We start from the raw sequence: 23,380 nt of genomic DNA, 5'->3' as shown, positions 1-23,380 counted from the left end.
ACCCTGATCGGGGTGGGCAAAAATCGATTCGCCGGCGGACCGCTCAGGCCCGGGCGGGCGCGCCGGACGGCACCGGACGCGCGGCCTCCGGGGCCGCCGGGCTCTCCGTGGGGGCCGACCGCGCCGCCCGTACGCACGCCCACAGCAGTACGTCCGCGCCGGGCAGCCAGGGCTTGCGCACGTCGGGGGCGACCAGCCAGCGGGAGGCCGACGGCGGCGCGCCGGGCGCGGCCGGGCGGGGGTACAGCGGCGGGATGCTCACCGCGTCACCCGCGCCGTGGCACAGCAGCGGCGGCACCGACCGCGCCCACTCCTCCCAGGCGAGCAGGGACGGCAGCCGCTGGGCGGTGCCGCGCGCGGCGAACAGCAGCAGCCGGTCGCGGTGCATCGCCACGGGCCCGGAGCCGGGGCCCGCGGCCCATAAGCAGTCCGCCATCCGGCGGCCGAAGAGGGCGGGGGCGCTGATCACGTCGAAGACGGTGCCGCACGGCAACATCATGGGCGCCGTGGGGTGGGTGGCCCACAGGTGGTGGACCCGACGGGGGTGCGGGCTCGCCGAGGCGAGCCAGTCCGCGCCGGCGAGCGTGACGTACGACGCGTGGTGCAGGTCAGGGGCGTGGTGCAGGTCAGCGGCGTGGTGCAGGTCAGGGGCCGGGGGCTGGGGCCAGTCACTCATGCCGACAGGTTTACCGGTGGATGAGGTTCCGTTTCTGCGGTTCGCCGGAAAACGGGACACGAAAGGGTGCGGCGGAGTATCTTCTGGGCCGCATATGCCAACGGCTCATGATCAACGCCACAGTGATCATGAGCCGCGGTGGTGTCCCGCGCCGTACCGGCTACCCGGCCTCGTCCGGGCGGGCGCCGCCCTCCCGCATCAGGGACCGGCCGAACTCCACCATCTTCCGTGCGTAGTCCTCGGTCCAGTCGGCCCGCTCGGCGAGCACCGCCAAGGTCAGCCGGTCGAACCGCCGCGGGTCGGCCAGCTGCGCCGCCGCCATCGCCTGGAACTCCGTCGCCCGGTCGGCCGCCGCGCGGAAGGCCAGCGCCAGCTCCGTGGAGCGGGACAGCAGCTCGCGGGGGTCCTCTATCGACTCCAGGTCGAAGAAGTGCTCGGGGTCGGCCGCGGCCTCGGGCGGTTCGAACAGCAGCGGCGCGGGTTTCAGCCGCCGGGGCGCGGCGGCCGCACCGCGCGGGTCGGGAGCCGACTGCGGCTCGGACATGTACCTACCTCCAGAATCGTCTGCCGCGTCCCATTGTCCCGCGCTCCGCAAGTACGCCCTGGCAGCGGCCGTACGCCCGGGACGGCACCACTACGGCCGCCACGGCACGCGGTGCTCCGCCAGATGCGCCAGCACCGCATGGTTCGCCTCCCAGCCGTCCGGGAATTTCACCGTGACCCCGAGCTGCACCGGTTCCGTGGACGGGTGCTCGTCCAGCAGCTGCGCCACGCCCTCCCGGCACACCACGATGCACGCGTGGCGGTGGCGCGAGGCCAGCACGCACAGCCGGCCCGTCTCCAGGTGGAAGGCGGTGGCGTCCGGCCGTCCGGACAGCGGGTGCAGGACGACCGTGACGTCGAACTCCCGCCCCTGCAGGCGGTTCGCCGTGTCCACCGCCACGCCCGTGACGCCCAGCCCGGCCAGCGCGGCGCGCACCGCCGCCGCCTGGTCCCGGTGGGCGGTGCCGACCGCGATCCGGTCGGCCGTCAGCGGCGCCGGGTCGGGCCCCCGCTCGCTGACCGTCGCGCCGCCGCGGTCCAGCAGGCGCCGCACCACCAGGGCCACGGCGTGCACGGCCTCCGGGTCCGTACGGGGCGTACGCCGGTCGGGCAGTTCGAGCAGGCCCCAGCCGGTCTCCGCCGCCTCGTCCACCACCCGGTCCACCGCCGAGCCGTCCGACGGTACGCCCAGCGTCAGCCGCCGGTCGCCGTAGCCGGTCCCGCTGCGGAACGGGGTGTACGGGTAGAAGGCGTGCGACACCAGGGGCGCGGCCGAGGCGGGCAGCCGCCAGGACACCGGGAGGCGGTGCTGCGGCAGGTCCGGATTGTGCGCGAGGAGGGTCGAGACCGCGCTCGCCGACGGGTCGTACGACAGGCCCGCCCACTGGTCGGCGCCCACCACGCTGAACGGGTCCAGCTGGCCCGGGTCGCCGACGAACAGGGCACGCTCGAACAGCCCCGCCACAGTGAGCAGCGCGTCGGACCGCATCTGGTACGCCTCGTCCACGATGGCGTGCGGCCAGGGCTCGTCCACCTTCGTGTAGGCCCACTTGGCGGCCGTCGCGACGACGATCGGAAGGCCCTTGAGGTCGGCGACCTTCGCGGCCGTACGGACCGAGGGCACCTCCTCCAGCGCCGGGTCGTAGGCGCCGGGCTCGCTGCTGTGCAGTCGGCCGACGGGCAGCTCCGGGTCCTTCTCGGCCAGCCGCAGCACGAGGTCGTCGACCTGCGCGTTGGTCTGCGCGACGATCATCAACGGGCGCCCGGCGGCGGCCAGTTCACGCGCGGCGCGCACCACGAGCGTCGACTTGCCCGCGCCCGGCGGCGAGTCGACGACCACGCCGCGCCGGTCGCCGTGCAGCGTGTCGCGGAGGATCGCCTCGGTCGCGGCGGTCGCCGCCGCGCCGGGATCGAAGGCGGTACGGTCCGGCGCGGGGATGCCAGGGCTCACAGGAAGTCCTCAGCGGTCACGGGGTCGGGGTCGGGGAGCGGTGCGGGGGCGGGCAGGGCGGTCTGCGCGGGAGCGGCACCACCGGCACCGCTGCCGGGTGGCGGCCCGCCGTGCGTCCAGGGCGTGTCCTCCGGGGCGGGCAGCTCCGGACCGCCGCGCGGCGCGTGCTCGAAGAGCGTCCAGCACACCCGGTCGCCTTTCGCCGGCACCGAGCCGGGCTCCGGCGTCTTCCCGCGCCCCATGCCGCCGGTCAGCCGCACCACCAGAGTGCCCGGCTGCTCCGGCACGTACGCCACGAACTCCGCGGTCTGCGTCCTGCCGCCGTCCAGCGGGCGGTACAGCTTCGCCCGCTCCTCCAGCTGGGGCCGGTCGCCCGTGCGCAGCGTGACCAGCGGCCGGGGCATCGGCCGCTTGCCCTCGGACATCGCCATCTCGACCTCGGTCACCTCGCCCTCCATGGCCTCGCCGGTCAGCCGCCGCCCGGCCATCACCAGCGGGTCGTCCAGCGCCTCCTGGGCGTCCAGCTGGGCCTGCGCGGTCTCCCGCGACGCGAGCTTCTGCGCGGCGGTGACCGCGTCGTCCAGCCGGGGCTGCGGCGGTTCGCCGGCCCGCACCCGGTCCCGGTGCGCGGTGTAGGACCAGCGGTCCCGCCGCCAGCGGTCGGGCACCCGGGACCCTTCGGGCAGCGCACGCAGCAGGTCGACGGCGCGCCACACCGCGTCCCAGGTCGGCCGCAGCACGCCCGCCACCAGCGCGTCGAACTCCTCGCGTGCGCCCGGCAGCCCGGCGTCGTACCGTGCGATCGCCGGCGCCAGCAGGCCGTTGTCGAACGCCGGGTCCGTCGCGGGCCCGGCCGGCGGGCACCGCAGCTGCCCGGCCGCGTCCCTGGCGGTCTCGGCACGGAGCGCGGCGTCCTGCCCCGACTCGCCCTCGGGTGGATCGATCCAGGCCAGCAACGCCCCCAGATGCTGGTCCTCGGCCGAGCTCTGGCCGGTCGCCCAGTGCCGGGAGAGCAGGCCGGTCATCGGCAGCAGCAGGCTCGACCCCGGCACCCGGGCGCGCTCGCCGAGATGCGTGAGCCAGCGGCCGAGCAGCGGGACGCGCGGCGGTGCCGGATACGGGGTGTCCGGGTCCTGCTCGGCGGTCCGCCGGAACCGCATGGACCGGCCCAGCAGCCGTACGAACTCCACGCCCGCCGCGCTCGGTACGAGCATCTGCGGCGCCTCGGCGCACAGCTCGGTCTCGACCGTGACCCGCTTGCCGGTCTCCGGGTCGGTCTCCTTGCGCTCGGCGGGCTCGACGTCGTCGGCGAAGGAGTCCACGTACGGGAGGACCGCGTCGGCCAGCTCGGCGAAGAACGCGAAGCGGAGGTCGCGGTCGCGGGGCTGTGGAACCGTCAGCAGCAGCGGCTTCTCGCGGTCGGTGCCGACCAGCGCGCCGAGCGGCGCACCGGTCTCGCCGGCGGTCGTCAGCGGAACGAACACGAGAGGGCGGGCGGCGAGATGGCGGTGGCGTACGGTCGCCAGCGGCGTGGCCCGCCCGGCGGCCACGGCCTCCATCCTGGCCAGCACGTCGATCAGCGACATTCCGCCTCCTCACGCGCGTCGCGCTCGGCCGTCGGGGGCGGGGCCGGCGCGGGCACGGAGGGCGCCGGCCGGGCCGCGGCCAGCGCCTCCGCGCGCAGGGCCGCGGCCAGCGCCTCCGCGCGCAGGGCCGCGGCGCGCCGCAGCGCCTCGGCGGCGGGGTCCGCGGGAGCGGCCGGCGCCGGCCCGTCGTCCGCCGGGGCCGCGGCCGCCGCCAGGACCTCGCCGACCGTGCGCAGGCCGCCCAGCTCGCCGCGGACGCCGCGGCCCAGCGCCTCCACGAGGCCGGCCTCGCGGGCCCGGCTCCGGCAGTGGAACGCCAGCTCGCACGCGGCCAGGCACTCCGGTGCGTACGCCGCGTCGACCGACTCCACGGCCTCGGTCAGCTCCTCGGCCGGCCGGGTGGCGGTCTTCCCGTCGTCCGCGAGCCGCAGGTCGAAGGTGGTGCCCTCGGGGAGCGCGGCGGCCAGGTCGTCGACCCGGGTGAGCCGGCCGAGCTGGCGGCGGGTCGTGGCCAGCTGCTTGCGGAGGTCGACGGGGGCCGCGGCCGGGAGGTTGGAGAAGTCCTTCGGGCACACCAGCAGCGCCCGCTCGCCGACCCGCGGCGAGTGCCCGGCGTCCGCGGTGTCCTCGGAGGCGTGCCGCGCGACCTGCTCGGCGACCTGCTCCAGCGCGAGGGCGTACACCGCGGACTGGCGGGCCGCCGCGCCCACCTTGGCCGTGTCGGCGGCCCCGTCGATCATCGGGAAGGACTTGATCTCGATGACGCTCCAGAGGCCGTCGGGGTGGACGACCACGGCGTCCGGCTCCAGATACGCCGGCGAACCGGCCACGTCCAGGGCGAGCATCGGATGGTCCAGGAAGGTCCAGCCGCCGCGCGCCGCCGCCTCCCGGAGGGCCAGCGCGGTCCGCGCGGCGCGCCCCTGCGGGCCGGCCGCCGAGAGGTCGGGGGTGGCCGCCGGGCCGGACTCCGGGTCCTCCGGCCCGCCACCGAGCTGCTCCCGCGCCAGCCGGACCAGCTCGGCGCCGCCGTCGGCCTTGACCCGCGCCTCGAAGGAATGGCCGCGCGCGATCGCGAACCGGGACTGACCGAAGGGCGCCGGCGAGCCGAGCGCCCGGGCCAGCGCCGCCTTGTCCACGCCCGCGCCGTCCAGCAGCGCGCGGCGCCGGCAGCCGGGGTTGGCGGCCAGCGCGGCGAGCGCCCTGGCATCCATCGGGCGGGGCGGTACACCGGGGCCGCGCAGCTCAGCCAGGCGTGCGCGCAGCCCCGTCGCCGGCCGCGGCCGCGCCTCGCGTGCCGCTGCCGGCTCGGGCCGACTGTCGCGGAAAACGTTCACCTGCGGAAGTCTCGCATCCGTCACCGACATTCGCGGGAGGACCAGGCGTACCTCCGCTCGCACGGGCGGCGATCACGCCACGCGCGGCGGCGGTGAGCCGGAGCGCCGGGCGGGCGAGCAGCAGGCCGAGGACCATCGCGGCGCTGCCGGCCACGGTGTCCAGGAAATAGTGGTTGGCGGTGCCCAGCACCACGACCGTGATGAGCAGCGGGTAGGCCATGCCCGCCGCCTTCGTGAGCCGCGAGCCGCCGTACAGCCAGAGTGCGACGCCGCACCACAGGGCCCAGCCGACGTGCAGGCTGGGCATCGCGGCGTACTGGTTGGTCAGCCCGCCCAGCCCTCGTGGGGCGCTCGCCTCGCCGCCCCACCAGCCGTACGCGGCGTACTCCGCCATCGTGTCGGTGAAGCCGTGCACCGCGGCCAGCAGCCGGGGCGGGCAGGTGGGCAGCAGGGTGAAGCCGGCCAGGCCGATGGTGGTGGCGAGCAGCAGCCACGTCCGCATGAGGCGGTACCTGGTGGGGTGCCGGCGCCACAGCCATACGAGCACCGCGGGCGTGACCAGATAGTGCAGCGCCGCGTACACGAAGGCGGCGGGTATGCCGACCACAGGCGTGCCCGAGAAGAGGCGGTTCAGCGGCCGCTCGAAGTCGATGTGCAGGAGCTGCTCCGCGTCCAGCAGCCGCACCCCGTGACCGGTGGCGGCGGACACGTCGCCCCTGGCCAGCAGCCGCCCCGCGGAGTACGCGGCGTAGACGAGCGCGAGGAGCGGCAGCTCGGCCCACCAGCGCGGCCGGGTACCGCGCGCTACGGAGGTGTGCGGTGCGGCGTGCACCCGGAACGTACTCACTTCTCAGCCTTCATGTCAGTCACTGTCAGCAGCGATCAACCATACGTCGTATGTCCTGTTCGTTCCCTATGGGGTCCGCGCGGCTCCTGGAACGCATGCGCGATGATGGAACGGACGGAAGACGTACCGCCGCCGGCCCCGTCCGGCGGCCGCAAGAGCAAGGCCGCGGCGAGCGGGCTCGCCCCGGTGAGAGGTAATCCCATGGCACCGCGCATCCTGCTGGCCCGGCACGGGCAGACGGAGTGGTCCCTGTCCGGCAAGCACACCGGCCACACGGACATCCCGCTCCTGGACGAGGGGCGGCGCGGCGCCAAGCTGCTCGGCGAACGGCTGCACCGGGCGCCCTGGAACGGGCTGCCGGACGTCGAGGTGCGCACCAGCCCGCTGATCCGCGCCAAAGAGACCTGCGAACTGGCCGGCTTCGGGGACCGCGCGACGGACTGGGACGCGCTCAAGGAGGTCGACTACGGCGCGTACGAAGGCCTGACGCCCGCCGAGATCAAGGCCGACCGGCCCGACTGGCTCATCTGGCGGGACGGCGTGCCCGAGGGCGAGACGCTGGCCGAGGTGGTCCGGCGGGTGGACGGCGTCATCGAGTGGGCCCGCTCGGCCGAGCGCGACGTCCTGCTCTTCGCGCACGGCCACATCCTGCGTTCGCTGTGCGCCCGCTGGCTCGGCGAGGACATCTCCTTCGGCGCCCGGGTACGCCTCGAACCGACCTCCCTGTCGGTGCTCGGCTGGGCCTACGGGGCCCCGGCCATCGAGCGCTGGAACGACACCGGCCACCTGGGCTGAGCGCGCGCCGCCGGCCCGGCCGGCGCTCAGGCCGGCCGGGCCGCCAGGGCCTGCCGGTCCAGGAAGTCGGCGACGGTCGGGATGCGCCGCCGGGCACGCAGGGTCCGCGCCGTACCGGCCAGCATCGTCCGGATGCGGGCCGAGCCGACCTCGCCCAGCAGGTCCAGGGCGCGCAGCCCGGCGGCTGCCGCCTCGTCGTGCGCGCCGCTGTGCGCCAGATTCCCCGCGAGTTCCGCGGTGTACAGCGCGGTGTTCCGGGTGAAGTGCGGGTCCTGCAGGGCGACCGCGCGGCGCGCGTGCTCCGCGGCGCGCTCCTGCTCGCCCAGTGCCGACCAGCACTGCGCCTCCAGGCCGGCGAGCTCCGCCTCCCCGTAGAAGGACATCCACTCCGGGTCCGCGTCGGACGGGCCGTGGGCGAAGAGCCGGTGCGCCCGCAGCAGCGCCTCCTCGCAGCCCGCGCGGTCGCCGAGCCCCGCCCAGCCGCCCGCCTCGCGCAGCGCCAGCAGGGACAGCAGCCGGCGGGAGGAGAGGTGCTTGGCGGCGTGCTGGGCCGCCTGCGCCGCCCGGACCGCCTCGCGCGGCCGCCCCGCGTCCCGGGCGAGGAACGCGGTGTTGCAGAACGCGTGCGCCTCCAGCGCCGGATCACCCGCCACCCGGGCGGTGGCCAGCGCCTCCGCGTAGTGCGAACGGGCGTCCCCGAAGCGGCTCGAGTCGTGGGCCAGCCAGCCCACGGAGATGGCCAGTTCGCCGGCGCCCGCGTGCAGCCGGTCGGTGACCGACTGGCGCTGCGCTCCGGCGTCCAGGAGCGCGTACGCGGCACGCAGCGGCTGGGTCGCCCGCCGGTAGATGCCCTCGGCGCCGTGCCGGTCGTCCAGCAGCCGGATACGGCGGACCGCGTCCTCCACGGCGGCGGCCTCGGCCCCGCCCACGTGGCGGGCGCCTCTCGAAGGGGCGGCGCCCGGCAGGGCATCGGCCGTGGCGTGGCTGGCGGGTACGGACCCCAGGGGTGCCAGTCCGGCGAACCCCAGGGCGGCGGCCGGGCCGCCGGTCATGAACGCGCGACGCAGCACGTCGCTCTCCTCGCAGCTCTCGGTGGTGTGGTCGCGGTGCTCGGGTGGTGCTGCCGGAGGTGCGGCGCCCGTCCGCGGTCGCGCCCCTCGCCCGCGTACCCACTCGCGGGGCGCGAACCCCATGTCGGCCGGTGTGAGGCCGGGGAACATGTGCCGGAAGACCCGTTCGTAGGCGTAATTGGGACACTTGATCTCCCCGGCCTCGACGCGCCCCACGTAGCGCGCGTCGCACGAGACCTGCTCGCCGATCTCCCGGGCGGCCCGGCGCACGGCGGCCGCGAACTCACCGGGCGACAACCGGCCCCGCAGCTGCCGGAACGCGGTGTTCGGGCGCGGCAGCACGTCGCGTACCGGCTTCGACGAATCTGTGGGCGACGTCATGGCGGGCCTCTCCAGCCATCCGTGCGGCGACGCCGCACCTTGGCGGCGCGGCCGGGACGACCGTACCGTCCGTGACGGATGCGGTACGCAGAGTTTGTTGACAAAAGGGGTGTCTCGCGCGCCATCCGCCATGAAGTGCCATCCTTTACAGCGTTCCGACGCCGTTGCTGTTGACGCCCTTCCGCGTTGCTCCAGGTGTAGGGAGCGGCGCGTCATGAGGAGGGGTTTCCCGTGCTGGAAGCCGGCGTGGACAGCGTGGACAACGGTGTCGCAGGGACCGCTTCGGAGTCGTCGGGGGCCGCCGGGACGGCGGCCCCCGACGACCTCGACCTGGTCACGGTGCCGGCCCGGCAGGGCCTGGAGGCGGTGGACATCCTCCGCCTGCGGGACGGCGTCGGCCCGGTCCTGCACGACGGGGCGTGCGACACCCTCGGATTCCTGGTGCCGCCGGGCACGGCCGCCGGCTGGGACCTGCCCGGCAGTGCCTGCACCCAGACGTACGCCGGCGGGCGGGGGCGCGGCCCGCGGGGCGCGGACGAGCCGCCGGTGGCGGGCACGGGCTGGCTGGTCCCCCCGGACGGCGCGTTCGCCGCGGCGACCGACCCCGGGGTGCTGCGCGCCGCGCTCGGCGAGGCGGCCCGCACGATCGAGGCCGTCGACCGCTGCCGCTGAGCGCGCCTCACCGACCCGCCCCGGTCCCGCCGGGGATGCCGGGGATACTGGCCGGATGGCGAGAAACAGGCGGACGCGGGCGGCGGCGGAGCCGGTGACGGCGGAGGTGGCCGGCGGCCGGGCCGAGCTGCGGCCCGACCGGGACCGGCCGCGCGGCTGGACGCTGCTGATCGACGGCGCCCCGCAGTCCTTCGTCGACCTCGACGACCCGGCGTACCTGGACTTCGCCTACCAGCGGCGGCTCGGCCACGTCGCCGACCTCGCGGGCCCGGCCGGCAAGCCGCTGCGCGTCCTGCACCTCGGCGGTGGCGCGCTCACCTTGGCGCGGTACGTCGCGGCGACCCGCCCGCGCTCCACGCAGCAGGTCGTGGAGATCGACGCGCCCCTCGTGCAGTTCGTCCGGGAGCAGCTGCCGCTGGACTCCGGGGCGCGTATCAAGGTGCGCGGCGGGGACGCCCGCGCCGGGCTCGCCAAGGTCCCGGACGGCTGGGCCGACCTGATCATCGCCGACGTGTTCGGCGGCGCCCGTACGCCCGCCCATCTGACCAGCACGGAGTTCGTCACGGAGGCGGCGCGGGCGCTGGCTCCCGGCGGCTGGTACGCGGCCAACCTCGCGGACGGCCCGCCGCTGGCCTTCGTTCGCGCCCAGATCGCCACCGTCGGCGCGGTCTTCGGCGAGCTGTGCCTGACCGCGGCGCCGCCCGTGCTGCGGGGCAAGCGTTTCGGCAACGCCGTACTGCTGGCCGCCGACGGGGCGCTGCCGGTCGCCGAGCTGACCCGGCGGGCCGCGACCGACCCGGAGTCCGGGCGGGTGGAACACGGCCGCGCGCTGCGGGACTTCGCCGGCGGCGCGGCGCCGGTCACGGACGCCACCGCGGTCGCCTCGCCCGCGCCGCCGCCGGGCACGTTCGACTGAGGCCGGCCCGAGGGGCGACGGCGGCCGTCAGCGGGTGTGGTCGTCCGTCGTGACGACCGGCGGGTGGCCGTTCCAGGCGCAGATCACCGAAGAGCGGTCGGGGCCGCGGGTGAAGTCGACCCGGAGCCAGCCGTCCTGTCTCCACACCTGCATCTGCCAGCCGGGCCCGGGGGTCGCCGAGACCAGTTCGGCGTACGTGGACCGCACGTCCAGCACGACCCGGCCGCCGTCGGTGCGGTAGCTCCGGACCGTCCCGGTGCCCCCGTCCGGCGCGGGGTCGCTCGGAGTGGTGGCGGCGCGGCTCGGCGCGGTGCTGCGCGGCGGCGTCACCGGCGCTTCCGGCCGCGCGGTCCTCCGGGTGGGCGAGGGCGAGGGGGTGTCGGAGGGCTTGGGCCGGTGGGTGGAGGACGCGCGGGGCGGGGCGTCGCTCGCCGAACCGGTCTGCGCTCCGGGCGCATCGTCGGACAGCGGCAGCGCGCGCGGCGGGTCGTACGCCGTGCCGGAGACCACGGTGTGCACGCCGAACCACGACAGCGTGACCGCGGCCCCGGTCGCCAGCGTCCAGGCCGCCGCGTGAACCAGTCCTCGTCGCACCCGGGCCATACTGCCCCACCCCGGCACCGCGGACGAGCCGAGTCGGAGCTCGTACGGGAACGGAGCCGCACCGCGTACCGGACCGGGCCGCACTTCGTACGGAACGGACAGTGACCGTCAATGGCCGGTCAAGAAGCGCACCCGAATGGCGTACGGTGCCGTCCCATGGCACGTGTGCTCGTGGTCGAGGACGACCAGTTCGTCCGCTCGGCCCTCATCCGGCATCTGTCCGACGCCGCCCACACCGTGCGCAGCGTCGGCACCGCCCTGGAGGCGCTGCGCGAAGTGGCCCAGGTCGGCTTCGACGTGGTCGTCCTGGACCTCGGGCTGCCCGACCTGGACGGCCGCGAGGCGCTGAAGATGCTGCGCGGGATCACCGACGTCCCCGTGATCGTCGCCACGGCGCGCGACGACGAGGCCGAGATCGTCCGGCTGCTCAACGACGGCGCGGACGACTACCTCACCAAGCCGTTCTCCGTGGCGCACCTGTCCGCGCGGATGGCCGCCGTGCTGCGCCGGGCCCGCGCCCAGGGATCCAGCGGCGGGCCGCCCTCCCGGGCCCTCCGGGTCGGCGGCCTGACCGTCGACCCGCTGCGCCGCACGGCCGAGCTGGACGGCAGGCCGCTGGACCTCACCCGCCGCGAGTTCGACCTGCTGGCCTTCCTGGCCGGGCGGCCCGGCGTGGTCGTGCCCCGCAGGGAACTCCTCGCCGAGGTGTGGCAGCAGGCCTACGGCGACGACCAGACCATCGACGTCCACCTGTCCTGGCTGCGCCGCAAGCTCGGCGAGACCGCCGCCCACCCCCGCTACCTGCACACCCTGCGCGGCGTCGGCGTCAAGCTGGAGCCCCCGCAGTGAGCGCCGCGGACAGACCCGGCGCGTGCGGGGGACCGGCGGCATGAGGTGGGCGCTGGTCAAGGTCGCCCTCGCCGTCACGGCCATGGTGGTGATCGCCTTCGCCGTCCCCCTCGGCCTGGTCGTCAAGGAGCTGGCCCGGGACCGGGCGTTCGCCAACGCCGAGCGGCAGGCCGCGGCCATCGGCCCCGTACTGGCCATCACCACCGACCGCACCGCGCTGGCCCGCGCCGTCGCCAGCGCCGAGACCGGGCCCGGCGGCCAGCTCGGCGTGCACGTGCCGGCGTCGGGCCGAAGCGGCGCGCCCGCGGTGATCGGCGCGGGCCGGGCGAAGGCCTCGGAGGTCGCGCGGGCCGCGCGGTACGGCCGCGCTTCCGTGGCCACCGTCCGGGGCGGCTCCTCGCTCCTCCAGCCCACCGCGGTCGCCTCGGGCACCGCCGTCGTCGAGGTCTTCGTCCCCGAGGAGGCGGTGACCAACGGCGTGGCGACCTCCTGGGTGCTGCTCGCCGGGGTCGGGCTCGCCCTGGTCGTCGGGTCGGTCGCGGTCGCCGACCGGCTCGGTACGCGGATGGTGCGGCCCGCCGAGCGGCTCGCGGGCGCCGCGCTCGACCTCGGCGACGGCAAGCTGGGCGTACGGGTCCTGGAGGACGGCCCGAAGGAGCTGCGGTCGGCGGCCGTGGCCTTCAACTCCATGGCCGACCAGGTCGTCCAACTGCTGGCCAACGAACGCGAGCTGGCCGCAGACCTCTCGCACCGCCTCCGCACCCCGCTGACCGTGCTGCGGCTGAACGCGGCCTCGCTCGGCGAGGGCCCGGCCGCCGAGCACACCCGGGCCGCCGTCGCCCAGCTGGAGCGGGAGGTCGACCAGATCATCCGGACCGCGCGCGAGCAGCAGGCGCTGACGCAGCAGGTGGCGGCGGCGGCCGGGTGCGACGCCGCGGAGGTGATCCGGGAGCGGATGGGCTTCTGGTCGGCGCTCGCGGAGGACGAGGGGCGCACCGTACGGGTCGCGGGCGTGGACCGGCCGGTACGCGTCCCCGTCGCGCGCCCCGACCTGGCCGCCGCGCTGGACGCGCTGCTCGGCAACGTCTTCCGGCACACCCCCGAGGGCACCGCCTTCGCGGTGGACGTGCACAACGCCGAGGACGCGGTGATCGTGCTGGTGTCGGACGCCGGCGCCGGCATCGCCGACCCGGCCGCCGCCCTGCGCCGCGGCCACGGCGACGGCGGCGACGGCTCGACCGGGCTCGGCCTGGACATCGTCCGCCGGCTCGCGGAGTCCACCGGCGGCGACGTCCGCATCGGCCGCTCCGTCCTGGGCGGTACCGAGGTACGCATCTGGCTCGCCCTGGACGGCCGGCGCGGCGCGCGGACGGGCCGCCGCCACCGGGCCCGCCGCCGGCTCGGCCGACTCCGCCGGCGCACCCTCGCGGCCTCCCGCCGGGCCCGCGCTTAACCGGTCCCTTTCGGTTCCTTAAGCGGGCCATAAGTCCGCCGGACGACGTGGCTTACCTGCCGATTGTCCGATTCCCGGTCGCTAGCGTGCGGGACGTCACCCCCCAGGGCACGTCACCCCCCACAGCACGTCACCCCCCACGACATGACAGGCAGGTACCAGATGAACTCTCCGGCACACCGCCGCCGTACGAGCCGCACCGCCAAGCTGATCGGCGCCGGCGCCGCCGCGGCGCTCGCGGTCGGCGGCGGGCTCGCCGTCGCCGGCGCGGCCCAGGCGAGCAAGGCCGGGCCGGCCGAACAGGCGGCGGCGGACGGCGCGTTCGCCCCGTACGTCGACACCTCGCTCAGCCCCGCGTACGACCTCGTGGGCACCGCGGAGAAGACCGGTGTGAAGACCTTCAACCTCGCCTTCGTCACCTCCGGCGGCGGCTGCGACCCCAAGTGGGGCGGCAGCGGCGCCCTGGACGGCGACCCGGTCGCCCAGCAGATACCGAAGCTGCGCGCCCAAGGCGGCGACGTCCGCGTCTCGTTCGGCGGCGCCGCGGGGTCGGAGCTGGGCCTCGCCTGCACGTCCGTGGACGAACTGGCCGCCGCGTACGGCAAGGTCGTCGACGCGTACGACTTGAAGAAGGCCGACTTCGACATCGAGGGCGGCGCGCTGCCGGACACCGCCGCCAACACCCGCCGCGCCCAGGCCATCGCGAAGCTCCAGAAGGACCACCCCGACCTGGACGTCTCCTTCACCCTCCCGGTCATGCCCGAAGGCCTGACCCAGGACGGCGTCAACCTGCTGGCCGACGCCAAGAAGAACGGCGTCAAGGTCTCCGCCGTCAACATCATGGCGATGGACTACGGCGCCTCCTACGACGGCGACATGGGCAAGTACGCGATTCAGGCCGCCACCGCCACCCAGAAGCAGGTCCAGGACGCGCTCGGGCTGAGCGAAGCGGACGCCTGGAAGGCGGTCGCGGTGACCCCGATGATCGGCGTCAACGACGTGGCGACCGAGACCTTCACCCTCGACGACGCCAAGGAGCTGGCGGACTTCGCCGCCACCAAGCACCTCGCGTGGCTGTCGATGTGGTCCGGCACCCGCGACAAGGCCTGCGAGGGCGGCTCGTCCGGTACGGCCCAGCCGACCTGCAGCTCCATCGACCAGCAGCCGCTGGACTTCACCAAGGCCCTCGGCGCGTACAAGGGCTGACCCCGGACCACCCCCACACCCCCCACACCGGCGGGGCGCAGCGGATCCCCACCCCCCCCACGGCCGCTGCGCCCCGCTCCTCCGCTTACGGAGTACCGCGCCGACCTGACGCCGCTTTCCGCCATTGCGTCGCGTTCCGCTGTGTAATGGCGGGAAACATTCGCGGCCGGGAGTCCGGAGGCAGCCATGGCAGCGGCAGGGCGTGGTGGTCGGCGCGGCGGACGCCCCACCCTCGAAGAGGTGGCGGCGCGGGCCGGCGTCGGGCGCGGCACCGTGTCCCGGGTGGTCAACGGCTCGCCCCGGGTGAGCCCGCGCACCCGCGCCGCGGTCGAGCGGGCCATCGCCGAGCTGGGATACGTGCCGCACGGCGCGGCCCGCGCGCTGGCCGCCGACCGGACCGACGCGGTCGCGCTGGTCATCCCCGAGCCGGAGACCCGGCTGTTCGCCGAGCCGTACTTCTCCGGCATCATCCGCGGCGTCGGCGCCGGACTCGCCGACACCGACCTGCAACTCCTGCTGATCCTGGTCCGTACGCCGAAGGAGCGCGAGCGGCTGGGCCAATACCTCACCGCGCACCGCGTGGACGGCGTGCTGCTGGTCTCCGTGCGCCAGGACGACCCGCTGCCCGACCTGCTGTCCCGGCTGGAGCTGCCCGCGGTCCTGAGCGGTCGCCGGTCGGCCCGGGAGACCGTGCCGTACGTCGACTCCGACAACGCCGGCGGGGCCCGGGCCGCCGTCCGGCACCTGCTGGAACGCGGCCGGCGAGTGATCGCCACGATCGCCGGCCCGCCGGACATGTACGCCGCGCAGTGCCGGCTGGCCGGCTACCGCGAAGCGCTGGCCGACGCCGGGCACGGCGCGGACGAGGCGCTGATCGTCCCGGCGGACTTCACCGAGGAGGGCGGGCGGCGGGCGATGGCCGCGCTGCTGGACCGCCGCCCGGACGTGGACGCGGTCTTCGCGGCCTCGGACGTGATGGCGGCCGGCGCGCTGGCCGTCCTGCGGGAGCGCGGGCGGCGGGTGCCGGCGGACGTGGCGCTGGTCGGCTTCGACGACTCGACCGTGGCCCGCCACCTGGACCCGCCGCTGACCAGCGTGCGGCAGCCGATCGAGGAGATGGGCCGGGCGATGGCGCGGGTGCTGGTTGAGGAGCTCGGCGAACGCTCCCGGGAGCGCCCGCAGCACGTCCTGCCGACGGAGCTGGTGGTACGGGAGTCCTCCTGACGGCGGTCAGGCGGTGGTGCCGCGCACGCCTGCCCGGAAGGCGATCGGTGTGCTCCCCGTCCGGTGCAGGAAGTACTTGCTGAAGTTCGTCGCGTCCTCGAAACCGAGGCGGCGGGCGATCCGGGCCGCCGGCAGGTCGCCGTGCGCGAGCAGCCGCTTGGCCTCCAGCACCACCCGGCGGTCGATGAACTCCTTCGCCCCGACCCCGGCGGCGGCCTCCGTCGCGCGGGAGAGGGTACGGGGTGAATAGCCCAGCGCCCGCGCGTAGTCGGCGACCCGGCGGCTGGCCGCGAAGTCCCGCTCCACGGCGTCCCGGAACCGCAGGAACGTCGCGGTCGCCGCGCAGTCCGCGGCGTCGTCCGACGGGTTCCGCACCAGGTGCGCGGCGCGCAGCACCAGGACGGAGAGCAGGTGCCGCAACACGTCCAGGTGCGCCTCCAGCGGCAGCCCGCACAGCGCGCCGAACTCGCGGTGCAGATGGCCCAGGGCGGCCCGCGCCGCCGCCCCGGCGGCCTCGTCCGGTCGGCGCACGGCCGGGCCGTACCAGTCCTCCAGCCGGGCCGCGGCGGCCGTGGCCGGGGCCAGGAAGCCGGACTCGAAGAGCACCAGGACGCCCTCGGCCGCCGACAGGTCACCGAAGTGCTGGACCTGACCGGGCCGGACCCACAGCCAGTCGCCGGCACGCAGCGTGTAGGGGCGGAAGTCGACGGTATGGGCGAGATGTCCCGCATCGAGGGCGAGCAGGTGGTGGAAGCCGGGCCGGTGCGGCACGGCCAGCGCGCAGGCGTCGGCGCGGGCGCGCAGCTCGGCGAGCGTCATGACCTCCACGCCGGCCGGCCGCCCGGCCGGCGACGAGAAGGCGACCTCGGGGATGTCCTCGTGTCGGTTTTTCACCATCACTGGTCCCCTGCCTACCCCGGAAAGTACTGATTGTCGCCCTAGCGTAGAAGAAGTCAGCGCTGCTGATGACGGAAACAGGAACCCAGGAACAATTGAAGGAGCACCCTCCATGTCCAAGATCGCCCTCTTCGGCGCCAACGGCACCATCGGCAGCCGCGTCCTCGACGAGGCCCTGGAACGCGGCCACGAGGTCACCGCGGTCGTCCGGGACCCCGCGAAGCTCACCAGGACCCACCCGCGGCTCACCGTGACCACCGGCGACGTCCTGGACCCCGCCTCCGTGGCCGCGGCCGCCGAGGGGCAGGACGTCCTGGTCAGCGCGGTCGGCGGCGGCGACGGCCCGGGCCACGTCGCCACCATCGAGCCCTCCGCCAAGTCGCTGGTGGCCGGTCTCCGGAAGCTCGGCGACGCCGCGCCGCGGCTGATCGCGGTCGGCGGCGCCGGCTCGCTGCGTACGCCCGACGGGAAGCAGGTCTGGGACGCGGAGGGGCTGCCGGAGTTCCTGCTGCAGATCATGCACGCGCACGGCGACGCGCTGGACTTCTACCGCACCGTCTCCGACGTGCGCTGGACCAACCTCAGCCCGGCGGCCCTGATCGAGCCCGGTGAGCGTACGGGTGCTTACCGCACCGCCCTCGACGACCTGGTCGCCGGCGAGGACGGCGGCAGCCGGATCTCCGCCGAGGACTACGCGGTCGCCCTCCTGGACGAGGTCGAGCGGCCCCGCCACATCGGCGAGCGCTTCACGGTCGGCTACTGACCGGCCGAACTCCCGGGACGGAACTCCCGGAACACTCCCGGGACGGGAAAAACGAGTGAGGGCCCCGGACGCCAAAGCGTCCGGGGCCCTCACTCGTTGGGGTGAGTAACGGGACTTGAACCCGCGACATCCTGGACCACAACCAGGTGCTCTACCAGCTGAGCTATACCCACCATGACCGGTGCTGTGTGGTGTCTTGTTCCCCACCGGCTGAAGAAAAGTGTACAGGGTCCGAAGGGGTGCTCGCTCCCGGATTCCCCCCTGCCCGGGAGCGAGCTGCGTCACTGTCCGCCGGCGCGCTCCGCCGCGGGGGTTTCCGCGGGCAGGACGTGCTTGGCGGCGATCGCCTTGGCGGTGTCGGAGTCGGGCCCCGGCTGCGGCACGAAGACCGCCTCCCGGTAGTACCGCAGCTCCGCGATCGACTCACGGATGTCGGCGAGCGCCCGGTGGTTGCCGTTCTTCTCCGGACTGTTGAAGTACGCCCTCGGGTACCAGCGCCGCGCCAGCTCCTTCACCGACGACACGTCCACGATCCGGTAGTGGAGGTAGTCCTCCAGGCCCGGCATGTCGCGCGCCAGGAAACCGCGGTCGGTGCCGACGGAGTTGCCGCACAGCGGGGCCTTGCCCGGCTCCGGTACGTGACTCCTGATGTAGTCCATGACCTGCCGTTCGGCGTCGGCGAGGGTCGTCCCGCCGGCCAGCTCCGCGAGCAGTCCCGAGGTGGTGTGCATCTCACGCACCACCTCGGGCATGGTCTCCAGGGCCTCGGCGGGGGGACGGATCACGATGTCCACCCCCTCGCCCAGGATGTTCAGCTCCGAGTCGGTGACCAGCGCGGCCACCTCGATGAGCGCGTCGTTCGCCAGCGAGAGCCCCGTCATCTCGCAGTCGATCCACACCATGCGATCGTTCATGCGTCTCACCCTACGGGGCGCTCCCGCTGGCTGGGCAGCACCGGGCGTCCGGCGGATCGGCCGACGGCGGGCTCCCCGAGCCGGGACGCGTAGGTGTCCGACTCCGGTTTACCCGGTTCGTGCGCGCCGAGTGGACCGCCCTGACCCGGTACCTGTGCGTGGGCCCCGAAGCGCTCGGCCACCGGGGTCCCCGTGCGGTCCAAGCGCTCCGGCCGGTCGGCCGGCCGGCCCGCGGATCCTGGTGGTTCCGCGGCGCCGTTCTGTGGCCGCCGGGCGCGGTAGGCCGCCCGGTAGGCCGCGGGGGAGGACCCCAGCTGTCGCCGGAAGTGACCACGCAGCGCTACGGGGGAGCGGAAGCCGCAGCGGCCCGCCACCTCGTCCACCGAGTAGTCGGAGGTCTCCAGCAGCCGCTGCGCCTGCAGTACGCGCTGAGTGATCAGCCACTGCAGGGGAGCGCTCCCAGTGAGTGAGCGGAACCGGCGGTCGAACGTCCGGCGGCTCATGTAAGCGCGCGCGGCGAGCGTCTCCACGTCGAACTGCTCGTGGAGGTGCTCCAGCGCCCAGGCGACGACCTCGGCCAGCGGGTCGGCGCCGATCTCCTCAGGTAATGACCTGTCGAGGTAACGCTGGTGCCCCAGCTCCGACGCGGTGCGCCGGGGCGGCACGACCAGCCGGCGGGCGAGCGCGTTGGCCGCGTCGGCGCCGTGGTCGGTCCGCACTATGTGGAGGCACAGATCGATGCCCGCTGCCGTGCCCGCCGACGTCAGAACGTCGCCGTCGTCCACGAACAGTTCCCGGGGATCGACATGGACGGACGGGTAACGCTTGGCGAGCGTCGGTGCGTACATCCAATGGGTGGTCGCCGGACGGCCGTCCAGCAGCCCTGCGGCCGCCAGCACGAACGCGCCCGTGCACAGCCCGACGATGCGGGCCCCTTCTTCGTGCGCGCGCCGGAGTGCGTCCAGCGCGGCTGGTGGTGGCGCCTGGGTGATCGAACGCCAGGCCGGTACCACGACGGTACCTGCCCTGGAGATCGCTTCCAGTCCGTATGGAGCGGAAAGCTCCAGTCCGCCGGTCGTGCGCAAAGGCGCATCTTCGCCCGCGCACACAAGCAAGCGGTACCTCGGCACGCCCGCGTCCTGGCGGTCGATGCCGAATACTGAGAGCGGAATGGAGCTCTCGAAAATGGGGCCGCCACTGAAGAGGAGCACCGCGACTACTTCGCGGCGTCGTCGGGCGGCGAGCTTGCGTGCGGCATCTGGTACGGCAGCGGAGTCCTGGCTCATGGCACTAAGCCCCCCTCGGTCGTCTCGCCCTCTCGGTCCTGCACTGTTCCCCCGCCGTGATTGCCAAGATCGAATCTACTGTGTCCCGTGAGGATGGAGTGCCAAGTTCACCACCTGCTGGTAAGTCGATATGGCAACTTGGCGCGAAGCATTCGATCACGAAGCGTTCCACTCGTGGGCTCCGCTGGGAAGTACGCCTCCCGCCCCTGCCCGTCCGTCGTGGGGCACAACCACGCCGTGCGGTCCTTTCCATCCAGTTCAAAGGGCGGTTGGGGGTCGCTTTTGCCAAGGGATGTGCCGAGGGTCGAAGTTGGCTGAAAAGGGTCGCGGGTGCCCGTGCGAGCACCCCCGCACCCGCGCGTGAGCGCCTCAATCCCCCGGCGTGCGCCCCCCGCCGTGGCGTCCGCCCCGGTGCGCCCCCAGGCCCGTTCTGCCGTGCCGTCCGCGGTGCACGGAGACGCGTTCGACGGCCAGCCGGGCGGCGGTCCGCTCGGACTGCCGCAGCAGCGCCCGGCAGGCGCACGTGACCGCCGTGAGCCCGATGGCGGTGCCGGCCGCCCCGCCGAGCGACGAACCGCACACGAGGAGGACAAGCGGAACCAGTGCGCAGCTGAAGGCGGCCCACCGGACCACGTCGCGCACGGGGTCCACGGGTGGGTGAGGCGTACCGGGCAAGGGGGGCTCCTTCCGAGTGATCCGCACCGACCGCGCGGGACCACTGGAACAACGCCGGCGGCCACGGGGAGTCACCGCGGGGGGTTCGGACGGAGCAGAGGCGGTCGTACCGGAGTCACGCCCTCCGCATCGGAGCGGCGGCCTCCATATGAAGGAGCTGGAGGCCATTGCCAACGGCGCGACGCTCCGGCATGCTCCGGGGAACGTTCGGGGGCGCTGTCCGGTCAAAAGGGACAAGCGCCGTTTACGGAGACCCTGGGCAGGGGAGGAGTGGCGCCGTACTCTTGGGGTAAGGGGTTGGGAAGATGATTCCCGGCCGTATTGTTCGGCATTGAACCATCGCCGTCGCCCCGCTCTCCGCCCAGTTCAGTCAACTGCCCGAACAAGTCAATCGTCGTTCCCCTCCGCCTCTGGGTACGAGGGCTCCCCTTCGCCGAGACACTCATGGCCGGTCACGAATTCTCCGAACCCGCGGACCGCAAGCAGGTCGCCGATCCCATGGCGGACCTCGAAGCGGCGGAACAGTCACGCCACTCCTGCGACCCCGCCTTCCAGCACGGTGTGGTGGTGGGCTTCGACGGCTCGGTCTCCAGCGAGCGTGCCCTGGCCTACGCCATCGGCATGGCCCGGCGCTCGGGCTCCGGGCTGATCATCGTTCATGTCGCCAACCGACTCCCCACGACCGTCTGGGCGGGCTGCGAACCGCCCGTCTTCGTGGACGTCCCCGACCATCGTACGGAGGTCCTGGGGCTGGAGCTGGCCTGCGCCGACCACCTCGCCGAGCTCTCCTGGGTCCTGGTCGAGCGGGGCGGCGACATCTGCCACGAACTGGAGGAGGTCGGCCGGGAGTACGCGGCCGACGCCATCGTGGTCGGCTCCACGCACGGCATCGTCGGGCGGATCTTCGGTTCGGTCGCCGGCCGGCTCGCGCGTCGCGCACAGCGACCGGTGATCGTCGTTCCGTGACGGCGGGCGGCCGTCCGCACCGTACGTATTCGGCCTCGTCCTCGCGTCTGCACGGGTACGTCACTTCGGCGTGATGAGACGTCATATCCCGGCAGTAGTCGACAAATCTACTGACTCGTAGAGGTGGGTTGTGCGCTTGTGAGGGGTACAAGCCCTTCACGCAGCGTGCTGCCGCCCGGGTGTGACGGTTCCCGGGAAGGCGGCATCACTGCCGGCGTTAGGGCGACGCCGGCATCGTGAGGTGGACCTCCGGTTCGTATGGTGGCGCGACCGGGGGCCCACCTCACTCTCCCTTTGCGGCTAAGCCTCCCCCAGCTACCGCTGGGAGGTGCCCCCAGCCGCTCTCGCGGACCGGGTTGCTCGCCGTTGTGGTTCCTCAATTGATGGTTGCGGCGCCCGGTGGGTCTTTTACTGCTATTCCACCGTGACCGACTTGGCGAGGTTGCGGGGCTTGTCGATGTCGCGACCGAGCGTCAGGGCCGTGTGGTACGCGAGGAGTTGGAGCGGGATACCCATGAGGATGGGGTCGAGCTCGGGCTCGTTCTTCGGGACCACGATCGTGTGGTCGGCCTTCTCCTGCTCCGCGTGCGCGACGGCGAGGATGCGGCCGCTGCGGGCCTTGATCTCCTCCATCGCCGCGCGGTTCTTCTCCAGCAGGTCGTCGTCGGGGACGATCGCCACGGTCGGCATCGCCGGCTCGATGAGCGCCAGCGGGCCGTGCTTGAGCTCGGAGGCCGGGTACGCCTCGGCGTGGATGTAGGAGACCTCCTTGAGCTTCAGGGAGGCCTCGCGCGCCACGGGGTAGCCGCGGACCCGGCCGATGAACATCATCGACTTCGCATCCGCATACAGTTCCGCGAGCTTCTTGATCTCCGCCTCGTTCTCCAGGATCTCGGTGATCTGCTCCGGCAGCCGGCGCAGCCCGTCGATGATCCGCTTGCCGTCCGCCACGGACAGGTCGCGGATGCGGCCCAGGTGCAGCGCGAGCAGCGCGAAGGAGACCACCATGTTGGTGAAGCACTTGGTGGAGACCACGCAGACCTCGGGCCCGGCGTGCACGTAGATGCCGCCGTCGGTCTCCCGGGCGATCGCCGAGCCGACCACGTTCACCAGGCCCAGCACCCGCGCGCCCTTGCGCTTCAGCTCCTGGACGGCGGCGAGCACGTCGTAGGTCTCACCGGACTGCGAGACCGCGACGTAGAGCGTGTCGGGGTCCACGACCGGGTTGCGGTAGCGGAATTCGGAGGCCGGCTCGGCGTCCGAGGGGATCCGGGCCAGCTCCTCGATCATCTGCGCGCCGATCTGGCCCGCGTGGTACGAGGTGCCGCAGCCCAGGATCTTGACCCGGCGGACGCCCCGCGCCTCGCGCGCGTCCAGGTTGAGGCCGCCCAGGTGCACGGTGGAGAAGCGGTCGTCGATGCGGCCGCGCAGCGCGCGGTCCACCGCGTCCGCCTGCTCGGAGATCTCCTTGTGCATGTACGTGTCGTGCGCGCCCATGTCGTAGGACTCGGCGGCGTACTCGACGGTCTCCGGGGAGGAGGTCGTGCGCGAGCCCTCGGTGGTGTACGTGCGGTAGTCGTCGGCCTTGAGCGTGGCCATCTCGCCGTCGTCGAGGGTGACGACCTGGCGGGTGTGCGAGACGAGCGCGGCGACGTCGGAGGAGACGAACATCTCCTTCTCGCCGATGCCCAGCACGACGGGCGAGCCGTTGCGGGCGACGACGATGCGGTCGGCGAAGTCGGCGTGCAGCACGGCGATGCCGTACGTGCCCTCGATGTGCCGCAGCGCCTCGCGGACCTTCTCCTCCAGCGTGCCGGCCTCGGAGCGGCCGATCAGGTGCGCGAGGACCTCGGTGTCGGTCTCGGAGGCGAACTCCACGCCCTCGGCGGTGAGCCGGGCACGCAGGTCGGCGGCGTTGTCGATGATGCCGTTGTGGACGAGCGCGACCTTGCCCTCGGCGTCGGTGTGCGGGTGGGCGTTCTCGTCGTTGGGCGCGCCGTGGGTGGCCCAGCGGGTGTGGGCGATGCCGGTGGTGCCGGCGAACCGCTTCGGCAGCCGCGACTCCAGCTCCCGTACGCGCCCCTTGGCCTTGGCGGTCTTCAGCCCGCCGGCCTTGCCGGAGGCGTGGATGGCGATGCCGGCGGAGTCGTAACCCCGGTACTCCAGACGCTGCAGCCCTTCCAGGAGCAGCGGAGCGACATCACGCTTTCCGATATATCCGACGATTCCGCACATGGATGGACCCTCCCTGATCGATGGTTCGTGGTGCTCCGC

The 23,380-nt window shown here is 74.0% G+C and carries 21 protein-coding genes, 1 tRNA gene and 1 pseudogene; 9 read left to right on the top strand and 14 right to left on the bottom strand.

Going from position 1 to position 23,380, the window contains the following annotated elements; all coding sequences use genetic code 11:
• Positions 1-43 precede the first annotated feature (43 nt).
• The 6 genes from IF20_RS22260 to IF20_RS22235 all read right to left on the bottom strand — a co-directional run bounded on the left by IF20_RS22260 (position 44) and on the right by IF20_RS22235 (position 6,436).
• Positions 44-676: a bifunctional DNA primase/polymerase gene (locus tag IF20_RS22260; protein ID WP_234426767.1), complete on the bottom strand. Its 633-nt coding sequence runs from the start codon at positions 674-676 to the stop codon at positions 44-46.
• Between the two features lie 160 nt (positions 677-836).
• Positions 837-1,220 carry a hypothetical protein gene (locus IF20_RS22255; protein ID WP_052867019.1) on the bottom strand — a complete coding sequence of 128 codons (384 nt, stop codon included), beginning with the start codon at positions 1,218-1,220 and terminating at the stop codon, positions 837-839.
• Positions 1,221-1,310: 90 nt separating this feature from the next.
• Positions 1,311-2,669 carry an AAA domain-containing protein gene (locus tag IF20_RS22250; RefSeq protein WP_052867018.1) on the bottom strand — a complete coding sequence of 453 codons (1,359 nt, stop codon included), beginning with the start codon at positions 2,667-2,669 and terminating at the stop codon, positions 1,311-1,313.
• Positions 2,666-4,255 carry a hypothetical protein gene (locus IF20_RS22245; protein ID WP_052867017.1) on the bottom strand — a complete coding sequence of 530 codons (1,590 nt, stop codon included), beginning with the start codon at positions 4,253-4,255 and terminating at the stop codon, positions 2,666-2,668. The genes IF20_RS22250 and IF20_RS22245 overlap by 4 nt, the downstream gene beginning before the upstream one ends.
• Positions 4,246-5,589, bottom strand: a complete 1,344-nt coding sequence (locus IF20_RS22240; RefSeq protein ID WP_110944419.1) for a hypothetical protein — start codon at positions 5,587-5,589, stop codon at positions 4,246-4,248. The genes IF20_RS22245 and IF20_RS22240 overlap by 10 nt, the downstream gene beginning before the upstream one ends.
• Entirely contained in the window at positions 5,498-6,436 is a 939-nt protein-coding gene (locus tag IF20_RS22235; RefSeq protein ID WP_052867016.1) for a phosphatase PAP2 family protein, read from the bottom strand. The genes IF20_RS22240 and IF20_RS22235 overlap by 92 nt, the downstream gene beginning before the upstream one ends.
• Positions 6,437-6,637: 201 nt before the next feature.
• Here IF20_RS22235 and IF20_RS22230 point away from each other — a divergent pair, with 201 nt between their 5' ends.
• Entirely contained in the window at positions 6,638-7,231 is a 594-nt protein-coding gene (locus IF20_RS22230) for a histidine phosphatase family protein (RefSeq protein ID WP_052867164.1), read from the top strand.
• Between the two features lie 26 nt (positions 7,232-7,257).
• Here the strand turns inward: IF20_RS22230 and IF20_RS22225 are convergent, their stop codons facing one another.
• Positions 7,258-8,682 (bottom strand): hypothetical protein, encoded by a 1,425-nt coding sequence (locus IF20_RS22225; protein ID WP_052867015.1) that lies wholly within the window; start codon positions 8,680-8,682, stop codon positions 7,258-7,260.
• A 231-nt stretch (positions 8,683-8,913) separates the two neighbouring features.
• On the opposite strand from IF20_RS22225, the gene IF20_RS22220 reads away from it, so the two are divergent.
• Together IF20_RS22220 and IF20_RS22215 are read left to right on the top strand one after the other, a co-directional pair.
• Entirely contained in the window at positions 8,914-9,354 is a 441-nt protein-coding gene (locus tag IF20_RS22220; RefSeq protein ID WP_407702538.1) for a hypothetical protein, read from the top strand.
• A gap of 55 nt (positions 9,355-9,409) precedes the next feature.
• Positions 9,410-10,270, top strand: a complete 861-nt coding sequence (locus IF20_RS22215; RefSeq protein ID WP_052867014.1) for a spermidine synthase — start codon at positions 9,410-9,412, stop codon at positions 10,268-10,270.
• 27 nt (positions 10,271-10,297) lie between these two features.
• Here IF20_RS22215 and IF20_RS22210 read toward each other — a convergent pair whose 3' ends face one another.
• On the bottom strand, positions 10,298-10,864 hold the full coding sequence (locus IF20_RS22210; RefSeq protein WP_052867162.1) for an RAD23 family protein: 567 nt from the start codon (positions 10,862-10,864) through the stop codon (positions 10,298-10,300).
• 165 nt (positions 10,865-11,029) lie between these two features.
• On the opposite strand from IF20_RS22210, the gene IF20_RS22205 reads away from it, so the two are divergent.
• The 4 genes and pseudogenes from IF20_RS22205 to IF20_RS22190 all read left to right on the top strand — a co-directional run bounded on the left by IF20_RS22205 (position 11,030) and on the right by IF20_RS22190 (position 15,605).
• The gene (locus IF20_RS22205) at positions 11,030-11,722 is read left to right on the top strand and encodes a response regulator transcription factor (RefSeq protein ID WP_052867013.1); all 693 of its coding nucleotides are present in this window, start codon (positions 11,030-11,032) and stop codon (positions 11,720-11,722) included.
• Positions 11,723-11,762: 40 nt separating this feature from the next.
• The gene (locus IF20_RS22200; RefSeq protein ID WP_052867012.1) at positions 11,763-13,175 is read left to right on the top strand and encodes a sensor histidine kinase; all 1,413 of its coding nucleotides are present in this window, start codon (positions 11,763-11,765) and stop codon (positions 13,173-13,175) included.
• A 315-nt stretch (positions 13,176-13,490) separates the two neighbouring features.
• A pseudogene (locus IF20_RS22195) lies at positions 13,491-14,381 on the top strand (chitinase); the annotation flags it as partial.
• Positions 14,382-14,567: 186 nt separating this feature from the next.
• The gene (locus IF20_RS22190) at positions 14,568-15,605 is read left to right on the top strand and encodes a LacI family DNA-binding transcriptional regulator (protein WP_052867010.1); all 1,038 of its coding nucleotides are present in this window, start codon (positions 14,568-14,570) and stop codon (positions 15,603-15,605) included.
• Positions 15,606-15,611: 6 nt separating this feature from the next.
• Here the strand turns inward: IF20_RS22190 and IF20_RS22185 are convergent, their stop codons facing one another.
• A complete protein-coding gene (locus IF20_RS22185; protein ID WP_052867009.1) occupies positions 15,612-16,502 on the bottom strand; it encodes a helix-turn-helix transcriptional regulator in 891 nt (296 codons plus the stop codon).
• Between the two features lie 112 nt (positions 16,503-16,614).
• On the opposite strand from IF20_RS22185, the gene IF20_RS22180 reads away from it, so the two are divergent.
• Positions 16,615-17,265 (top strand): NAD(P)-dependent oxidoreductase, encoded by a 651-nt coding sequence (locus IF20_RS22180; protein ID WP_052867008.1) that lies wholly within the window; start codon positions 16,615-16,617, stop codon positions 17,263-17,265.
• A gap of 97 nt (positions 17,266-17,362) precedes the next feature.
• On the opposite strand, the gene IF20_RS22175 is transcribed toward IF20_RS22180, so the two are convergent.
• The 4 genes from IF20_RS22175 to IF20_RS22160 all read right to left on the bottom strand — a co-directional run bounded on the left by IF20_RS22175 (position 17,363) and on the right by IF20_RS22160 (position 20,140).
• Positions 17,363-17,438: transfer RNA gene (locus IF20_RS22175), tRNA-His, on the bottom strand.
• A gap of 108 nt (positions 17,439-17,546) precedes the next feature.
• Complete coding sequence (gene orn / locus IF20_RS22170) at positions 17,547-18,179, bottom strand: oligoribonuclease (RefSeq protein WP_052867007.1); 633 nt, start codon at positions 18,177-18,179, stop codon at positions 17,547-17,549.
• Positions 18,180-18,184: 5 nt separating this feature from the next.
• The gene (locus IF20_RS22165; protein WP_110944418.1) at positions 18,185-19,465 is read right to left on the bottom strand and encodes a GlxA family transcriptional regulator; all 1,281 of its coding nucleotides are present in this window, start codon (positions 19,463-19,465) and stop codon (positions 18,185-18,187) included.
• Positions 19,466-19,834: 369 nt separating this feature from the next.
• Positions 19,835-20,140 (bottom strand): hypothetical protein, encoded by a 306-nt coding sequence (locus tag IF20_RS22160; protein WP_052867005.1) that lies wholly within the window; start codon positions 20,138-20,140, stop codon positions 19,835-19,837.
• A gap of 444 nt (positions 20,141-20,584) precedes the next feature.
• Between IF20_RS22160 and IF20_RS22155 the strand changes: the two genes are divergently transcribed.
• The gene (locus tag IF20_RS22155; protein WP_052867004.1) at positions 20,585-21,106 is read left to right on the top strand and encodes a universal stress protein; all 522 of its coding nucleotides are present in this window, start codon (positions 20,585-20,587) and stop codon (positions 21,104-21,106) included.
• A 414-nt stretch (positions 21,107-21,520) separates the two neighbouring features.
• Here the strand turns inward: IF20_RS22155 and glmS are convergent, their stop codons facing one another.
• A complete protein-coding gene (glmS, locus tag IF20_RS22150) occupies positions 21,521-23,341 on the bottom strand; it encodes a glutamine--fructose-6-phosphate transaminase (isomerizing) (protein ID WP_052867003.1) in 1,821 nt (606 codons plus the stop codon).
• Positions 23,342-23,380 lie beyond the last annotated feature (39 nt).

The sequence above is a fragment of the Streptomyces niger genome (genome assembly GCF_000718305.1).
GTDB classification, from domain to species: Bacteria; Actinomycetota; Actinomycetes; order Streptomycetales; family Streptomycetaceae; genus Streptomyces; species Streptomyces niger.
The sequence above is the reverse complement of the archived record's forward strand: the minus strand, read 5'-3'. Positions and strand labels throughout refer to the sequence as shown.